The sequence below is a fragment of the Finegoldia sp. genome (assembly GCF_046991905.1).
Lineage (GTDB): Bacteria > Bacillota > Clostridia > Tissierellales > Peptoniphilaceae > Finegoldia.
This window is the reverse complement of record NZ_JBKWZF010000060.1, coordinates 1-8,127: the sequence shown is the minus strand read 5'-3', so window position 1 is coordinate 8,127 and position 8,127 is coordinate 1. Positions and strand designations below refer to the sequence as shown.

The following is an 8,127-nucleotide window of genomic DNA, read 5'->3' as shown; positions in this document are numbered from 1 at the left end:
GGAAAACAGAAAGAGTATGAAGATAAATATAAGGCAAGAAGAGAACAGAAGAAACAGGAGAAAATAAAGGTTTTGAAAAGAGTGGGGATACCGGTGAGTGAGTATATAAAAACAAATATTTAAATCTATCTTGACAAATATTGAATTTTAATTTATTATTAAATGTAGATTCAGTATTGGAATAGAAAGAGGTGTGCTATGGCACAAGTATTAAAAGAAGAAGTTAGAAATAGAATACTCGAAGCAGCAGAAAAAGTATTTTATAAAAAGGATTATAGAGGTGCCAAATTAACAGAAATTGCAAAAGAAGCAGATATTCCTGTGGCACTAATTTATACCTATTTCAAAAATAAGGCAGTTTTGTTTGATGCAGTAGTAAGTTCTGTTTATATAAACTTCGAGTCAGCTTTTAATGAGGAAGAATCTTTGGAAAAAGGTTCTGCTTCTGAAAGGTTTGATGAAGTTGGAGAAAATTATATTCATGAACTTTTAAAAGATCGTAAGAAGTTAATTATTTTAATGGATAAAAGCTCAGGTACAAAGCATACAGAAGCAAAACAAAAACTCATATCGCAAATGCAGGTTCATATTGAAGTAAGTTTAAAAAGACAATCGAAACAGGAATATGATCCAATGCTTGCCCATATTTTAGCCAGTAACTTTACAGAGGGACTTCTTGAAATAGCAAGGCATTATCAAAGTGAAAAGTGGGCAAAAGATATGCTAAAACTTATTGCAAAGTGTTATTACAAGGGAGTGGAATCATTGTAAGTTGATTTGATATTTAAATGCGATAAATTTAAATTTTTGGAGGAGATATTTTGAAGATATATAAAGATAAAGAAGAACTGAAATCTGAGATAAATAAAAGTTTTGAAAAGTATATTTCTGAATTTGATATTATTCCTGAATCTCTCAAAGATAAGAGAGTCCCTGAAGTTGACAGAACACCAGCAGAAAATCTTGCTTATCAACTCGGATGGACAACATTAGTTTTGAAATGGGAAAAAGATGAGAAAAACGGTTTTGAAGTAAAGACACCGTCGGATATGTTTAAATGGAATCAACTTGGAGAATTATATCAGTGGTTTACCGATACTTATGCTCATTTATCGATAGAAGAATTAAAGAAACGATTGAAAGAAAATATTATATCTATCTATACAATGATTGATACACTAAGTGAAGAAGAATTATTTCAACCGCATATGAGAAAATGGGCTGATGAAGCTACTAAAACAGCGACATGGGAAGTTTATAAGTTTATTCATGTTAATACGGTTGCCCCTTTTGGAACGTTTAGAACTAAGATTAGAAAATGGAAAAAGATTGTGCTATAATTTTTGATTTGCTGATACAGTAATTTAAAAAAATATAGTGATCGGATAAAATAGACTTTGCGTAATCAGCAAAGTCTTACTTTAAACCTTAATACTGAATTAAAATTCAATATTATTCAATTTTGAAAGGAGAGTTGTTCATGCCGGAAAAAGAATTAAGGAAAAAAGTGATTGGGAAAAATAGTTTATCCAATTCACTTCTTGCTTTAAAAATAGTATTTGATTTGATACCACAAATCTTACTTGTATATTTGATTAGTTCTTTAATCACAAACAATATTAACGAAGGTAATTTAAAGTATATATTCTTGGGAATCTTTATATCGTTTGTATTAAAAGGAGTGTTTTATTATTTTGCAACAAAGGTTGCCCATGAGAAAGCATACGAAAAATTAACAGAACTTAGGTTAGATATTATCGGTCATCTGAAAAAACTAAGTTTGGGATTCTTTAAAGAACATAATACAGGAGAGCTTACCAACATTGTTCAACATGATGTAGAGCAAGTGGAAGTATACCTTGCCCATGGTCTTCCTGAAATAATGGCAGTTACACTTCTGCCTACCATTATTTTTGTAGCTATGATTTTTGTGGATTGGCGTCTTGCTCTTGGGATGATTGCCGGAGTTCCACTCATGTATTTGGTAAAAGTTCTTTCACAGAAAACAATGGATAAAAACTTTGCGATTTACTTCAATCATGAAAACAGAATGAGAGAAGAGCTAATGGAATATGTAAAAAATATTTCTGTGATTAAGGCTTTTGCTAAAGAAGAGGAAATTAGTGAAAGAACATTAAAAACGGCAAGAGAATATATTTACTGGGTTTAAAAGAGCATGGGGATGGTTACAATTCCAATGGGACTCATTGACATATTTATGGAAATTGGAGTGGTTATTGTCATGATTTTGGGAAGCATATTTCTTTATCATGGAAATATTACAACGCCTAATTTTATCCTTGCCATTATTTTATCGTCTGCTTTTACTGCTTCTATAAGTAAGACAGCTACATTGCAACATTTTTCTATTGTGTTTAAGGAAGCGTTAAAGGCGATAGGGAAAGTATTAACAGTTCCACTTCCAAACAAAAAGACAGAACAAGGTTTAGAATTTGGAAACATAGAATTTAAAGATGTGAATTTTGCATACGGAAAAGATAGCTTTGAGCTTAAAAATATCAATTTGAATTTTAAGAAAAATAGTTTGAACGCCTTTGTAGGAGCAAGCGGTTGTGGAAAGAGTACGGTATCTAATTTGCTTATGGGATTTTGGGATGCAGATGAAGGACAAATACTGATAAATGGAAAAGATATAAAAGAATATAGTCAAGAAAATATCTCAATGCTGATTGGTAGTGTGCAACAAGAAGTTATCCTTTTTGACTTAAGTATTTTTGAAAATATAGCAATTGGAAAACTAAATGCAACAAAAGAAGAAGTCATAGAAGCTGCTAAAAAAGCAAGATGCCATGATTTTATTTCAGCATTGCCAAATGGATATGAAACACGAGTAGGTGAAATGGGAGTTAAGTTATCCGGTGGAGAAAAACAAAGAATCTCTATAGCAAGAATGATACTGAAAAATGCACCGATTTTAATATTAGATGAAGCAATGGCGGCTGTTGATAGTGAAAATGAAAGACTTATCGGCGAAGCAATTGACGATTTAAGCAAGGATAAAACCATCATTACAATTGCTCATCATCTAAATACGATTAGAGATTCAGACCAAATTATTGTTATGGATAAGGGTGTTGTTCTTGATGCAGGAAGCCATGAAGAGCTGATGAAAAGATGTGATTTTTATAAGGATATGGTTGAAGCACAGAACAAGGTAGATAGATGGAATTTGAAAGAGGTGGTAACAGAAAATGTTTAGAGAAATGTTAAAACTACTTACAAAAACTGGCAAGAGAGATTTGATTATATCGAGTGTATTCTTTGCCCTTTATGGACTAAGCTCCATAGCTATGATTGTGATCGTATTTTCTATACTGTTCCAAATATTCGATGGAACGAGCTTAGCAAGTCTATATAAATATTTTATTGCGATTGGATTACTTGTAGTGTTCAAAGGTATTTGTAATATGGTTGCAGATATGAAAAAGCATAGTGCAGGTTTTGATATTGTTCAGCAAATCAGAGAACGCATGATTATCAAATTAAAAAAATTCAGCTTAGGATTTTATACCAACGAAAGACTGGGCGAGATCAATACAATTTTACACAAAGATGTTGATAATATGTCCCTTGTTGTAGGACACATGTGGTCAAGAATGTTTGGTGATTTTTTGATAGGTGCAGTCGTATTTGTTGGTCTTGCAAGTATTGATTTCAAACTTGCTATTATTATGGCTGTATCTGTTCCGATTGCACTTATCTTTCTATATCTGACAATTAAGCAATCTGAAAAAATAGAAAATCAGAACAACTCAGCACTTCTTGATATGGTTAGCTTATTTGTTGAATATGTTAGAGGAATACCTGTACTAAAGAGTTTTTCAAACAATAAGAGCTTAGATAATGAGCTTATGAACAAAACGAAAAAGTTCGGAGAAACAAGTAAAGCAGCTTCAAGATTCAAGGCAAAACAGTTATCTATATTTGTTTTTTTACTGGATATTGGATATTTAGTTCTTTTAATTGCAGGAGCAATACTTGTTATAAAGGGAAATCTCGATGTGCTTAATTTTATTATCTTTGCGGTAATTTCAAAAGAGTTTTATAAGCCGTTCGCTTCTATGGAACAACACTATATGAACTATGTTTCGGCGGTAGATAGTTACGAAAGACTTTCAAGAATTTTATATGCAGATGTAATCCCGGATAAAGTGAATGGAATTGTTCCGAAAGATAATGATATAGCTTTTGATAACATTGGATTTTCCTATGAAAAAGATGAATTTAAAATGGAAAAATTGAGCTTTTCTATTGCTGAAAAAACAATGACAGCCTTAGTTGGAGAATCAGGTAGTGGAAAGACCACTATAACCAACTTACTTCTAAGATTTTATGATGTGCATAAAGGAAAAATTACACTCGGAGGAATTGATATAAGGGATATTCCTTATGATGAGCTTTTAGACCGTATTAGCATTGTCATGCAGAATGTTCAATTGTTTGATAACACGATTGAAGAAAATATCAGAGTAGGTAAAAAAGGAGCTACAAAAGAGGAAATCATTGAAGCTGCAAAGAAAGCAAGAATACATGATTTCATTATGAGTTTACCAAAAGGTTATGAAACTGATATTGGCGAAAATGGAGGAATTTTATCAGGTGGACAAAGACAAAGAATATCTATTGCAAGAGCTTTTCTAAAAGATGCACCGATTTTAATTCTTGATGAAATGACAAGTAATGTTGATCCTGTAAATGAATCTTTGATACAGGATGCTATTACAGAACTTGCAAAGAATAGAACTGTACTTGTAGTGGCTCATCATTTAAAAACAATTCAAAAAGCTGACCAAATTCTCGTATTTCAAAAAGGAAATTTACTTGAAAAAGGAAAGCATGGTGAACTTCTTGCAAAAAATGGTTACTACACAAAATTATGGAAAGCTCAGTATGAGGTATAACCATGATTTTGCTAAAAAATGTTTATTATGAATGGGAAGATGGACGAACTGCTTTAAAAAATGTCAATCTTGAAATTAGAAAAGGTGAATTTGTTTTAATTTCAGGGAAAAGTGGAAGTGGTAAAAGTACTCTTGGAAGTGTGATGAATGGTCTTATTCCACATTATTACAAAGGCAAAATGAAAGGGGAAGCCTTTGCGTCCGGAAAAGATATAAGCAAATTATCGCTTCATGAAATAGGGCGTATTGTAGGTACTGTATTTCAAGATCCAAGAAGTCAATTTTTCACGACAACGACAGATGAAGAAATAGCTTTTGGGCTTCAAACTATCTGCAAATCAAGATATGAAATCAAACAGAGAGTAGAAGAAGTATATGCAGAGCTGGATATTGAGGAACTGAAAGGAAAATCTGTTTTTGAATTATCAAGCGGGCAGAAACAAAAGATAGCTATTGCAAGCATCTATGCAATGAATCCGAAAGTTTTAATTTTAGATGAGCCTTCAGCAAATTTGGATATGAAAGCAACATTTGACCTATTTTTAATTTTGGAAAAATTAAAGAAAAAGGGAACAACTGTTGTTCTAATTGAACATCGTTTGTACTATGTAAAATCTTTATTTGACCGTTTTCTTTTGGTTAAAGATGGAGAGATTGCACAGGACTTGAGTCGGGAAGAAGTTATCCATCTTGAAGGGAAGTTTTGGGATGATAATGGACTAAGAACTCTTGAATTAAAAGAATACAGGATAAGTGAGAAGAAAGATTTATATCAATTAAATGATGAAAGTATCAGTGGGAAAGGCTTGAAATTTTGTTACCCAAGTGCAACTAAGGTTGGAAATAAGCAAAATCAATACATCTTAAATCATCTTGATTTCAATATGGAGTGCGGAATAGCCATTGGTCTTATCGGCTTAAATGGTACCGGAAAAACTACCTTTGCAAGAGTGATTTCAGGACTTGAGAAGATAAAAGAGGGGAAGATATGGACGGGGAAAGATAATTCGCTTAATCATAAAGATTTAATGGATATGTCATATTTTGTCTTTCAAGATTCAGACTATCAGTTGTTTTCGGAAAGTGTACTTGATGAAATGCTGCTTGGTATTTCAAGTAAAGATAAAAAAGAAAATACTCAAAAGGCAAAGTCTATTTTGAATGTACTTGGCTTAGATAAATACATTGATAAGCATCCGTTTGCTTTATCAAGAGGAGAAAAACAAAGACTCACAATAGCTTGTGGAATGATGAAACAGGCAAAAGTTTTTATCTATGATGAACCAACATCAGGTTGTGATAAAGACTCAATGCTTTCAGTGGCAAAATTAATTGAAGAACAATTAAAAAATGGAACAACAGTTTTGGTGATAAGTCATGATTTTGAGTTTTTAGCGAACACAGTGAGTAAGCTCTGGGTAATGGGAGATGGAAAAATAGAAAGTGTTTTGAATATGAGTGAAAGTAATAAAATTCTCATATTGGACAAGATGAGAGGAGGTAGATAACTTGATGGATAGAAAAACAGTCGATCCGAGAATAAAACTTACTCTACTTCCAATTGTTGGATTTACGAGCTTTTTTATAAGCGATACAATTCTACTTTTCGGACTGATTCTCTTTGCCTTTTTTCTGTATGTATACAGCAGTATGTGGAAAAGAGCATTACGCTTTATTTTGTTTTTTGTGATTTTATACTGCATAGAGTTATGGCTTGGAAAGTTTTGTGAAGCAAGTATCGTATTTGCAATATATATGTTTATTTACTTTGCATCAAGGATGACCTTAATTGCTATGTTTGGTGGATATATAACAAAGACTACAAGTGTAAGTGAAATGCTTGAAGCATTAAATAGAATGAAAGTACCAAGAAGCATTGGTATACCTTTTAGTGTTTTGCTTAGGTTTGTACCAACTATAAAAATAGAACTCAAGGCATTAAAAGAGAATATGAAGATTCGAGGAATCGTAACAAGTAGATTTTTTCCCTTGCTACATCCAATTAAATATATTGAATATACGCTTGTTCCGCTTTTAATGAGAATGATTAAGATTTCAGATGAACTGTCAGCTTCAGCACTCATTAGAGGACTTGATAGTGATGAGAACAGGGTTACATTAACAAAATTGAGGTTTAGAACAACGGATTTGTTGATTGGACTATTAGGAGCTTTGATGATTGCTCTTGTGATAGTAATACAGAAAATTTATTAGGAGGACTTTTATGAAAAACAAATTAAATGGTCGTGATTTTATTACAATCGGAATCTTTAATGCAATTGGAATTGTCATATACATGGCGGTTGCATTTGCTATGGCAACAACAGTGATTGGAGGATTTATTGCTTCAGGAGTTAGCTTTATGGTAGCTGCTACCGTTTATATCCTTATGGCTTTGAAAGTTAAAAAGAAGGGCGTATTTACAATATCAGGAACGCTTCTTGGTTTAATTGCATTGTCAGGAGGACATTTGCCTCATGCAGTCTTTGCTGTAATCGGTGGAATTATATGTGATTTGATTATAGGAAATTATGAGAGCAAGGGACGAATGATTATTGGATATGGGATATTTGCATTAGCGGATTTTTTAGGGACAGTAATTCCTGTGATTTTATTCGGAACAGCTTCTTTTGTGGAAAGAGCATCAAAATGGAAAATGAGTGAAGCACAAATAAATGAAGCATTATCTTATTTCAAAGTTTCATGGGCAGTAGGCTTTGCCTTGATAACATTTGTTCTTGCTTGCATAGGAGCATTCGTTGCAACAAAGATACTCAAAAAGCATTTTGAAAAAGCAGGAGTGATTTAATAATAAATTTACTTAGGAGGGAAAATAATGGAGGGATAATTATGTCAAAACTTATAGTTTCGGTTTTCACAGAACGATATAATTATCCTTTTTTATTCTTGGAATTGCTTACACATAGCAATAATACTTTACCAGAAACGACCAAATAGAAAATTATATAAAACATTAGTTTTTAAGCCGAGAGGACTTTTTACGCCAAAGTGTAGAAGTCCTCCTTTTTTATTCTCAAAACCAAAACAGAGAACTTAAAAAGGAGGATGACTAAGTGGCAAAGAAAGAATATTACCTTTATGTAAAAGGCAAAGCCGTACCTGTAAGCGAAGAAGTCTACAAAGCCTATTGGAAGATAACAGAGCATGAAAAGTATCTCCAAAGAAAAGATTGGAAGCATAATGT

General features: G+C 32.5%; 6 protein-coding genes and 3 pseudogenes. All 9 read left to right on the top strand.

Annotated elements, in window-relative coordinates; translation table 11 throughout:
* A pseudogene (locus tag ACLUJM_RS11760) lies at positions 1 to 123 on the top strand (recombinase); the annotation flags it as partial.
* Positions 124 to 198: 75 nt separating this feature from the next.
* On the top strand, positions 199 to 771 hold the full coding sequence (locus ACLUJM_RS11755) for a TetR/AcrR family transcriptional regulator (protein ID WP_000079884.1): 573 nt from the start codon (positions 199 to 201) through the stop codon (positions 769 to 771).
* Between the two features lie 50 nt (positions 772 to 821).
* A complete protein-coding gene (locus ACLUJM_RS11750; RefSeq protein WP_000708365.1) occupies positions 822 to 1,340 on the top strand; it encodes a ClbS/DfsB family four-helix bundle protein in 519 nt (172 codons plus the stop codon).
* 140 nt (positions 1,341 to 1,480) lie between these two features.
* Positions 1,481 to 3,220: pseudogene (locus tag ACLUJM_RS11745) on the top strand (ABC transporter ATP-binding protein).
* The gene (locus ACLUJM_RS11740; protein ID WP_412412887.1) at positions 3,213 to 4,922 is read left to right on the top strand and encodes an ABC transporter ATP-binding protein; all 1,710 of its coding nucleotides are present in this window, start codon (positions 3,213 to 3,215) and stop codon (positions 4,920 to 4,922) included. Before ACLUJM_RS11745 ends, ACLUJM_RS11740 begins: the two are co-directional and overlap by 8 nt.
* 2 nt (positions 4,923 to 4,924) lie before the next feature.
* Entirely contained in the window at positions 4,925 to 6,430 is a 1,506-nt protein-coding gene (locus tag ACLUJM_RS11735) for an ABC transporter ATP-binding protein (RefSeq protein ID WP_002842626.1), read from the top strand.
* Between the two features lies 1 nt (position 6,431).
* Positions 6,432 to 7,136: an energy-coupling factor transporter transmembrane component T gene (locus ACLUJM_RS11730; RefSeq protein WP_025194627.1), complete on the top strand. Its 705-nt coding sequence runs from the start codon at positions 6,432 to 6,434 to the stop codon at positions 7,134 to 7,136.
* Between the two features lie 10 nt (positions 7,137 to 7,146).
* Entirely contained in the window at positions 7,147 to 7,731 is a 585-nt protein-coding gene (locus ACLUJM_RS11725) for an MptD family putative ECF transporter S component (protein WP_000791747.1), read from the top strand.
* Positions 7,732 to 7,996: 265 nt separating this feature from the next.
* Positions 7,997 to 8,127, top strand: a pseudogene (locus tag ACLUJM_RS11720) (sigma-70 family RNA polymerase sigma factor); the annotation flags it as partial.

What these genes read in the sequence shown, in the direction of transcription:
- ACLUJM_RS11755 (WP_000079884.1), top strand. Translation starts at nt 199, where the DNA reads ATGGCACAAGTATTAAAAGAAGAAGTTAGAAATAGAATACTCGAAGCA.
- ACLUJM_RS11740 (WP_412412887.1), top strand. Translation starts at nt 3,213, where the DNA reads ATGTTTAGAGAAATGTTAAAACTACTTACAAAAACTGGCAAGAGAGAT.
- ACLUJM_RS11735 (WP_002842626.1), top strand. Translation starts at nt 4,925, where the DNA reads ATGATTTTGCTAAAAAATGTTTATTATGAATGGGAAGATGGACGAACT.
- ACLUJM_RS11725 (WP_000791747.1), top strand. Translation starts at nt 7,147, where the DNA reads ATGAAAAACAAATTAAATGGTCGTGATTTTATTACAATCGGAATCTTT.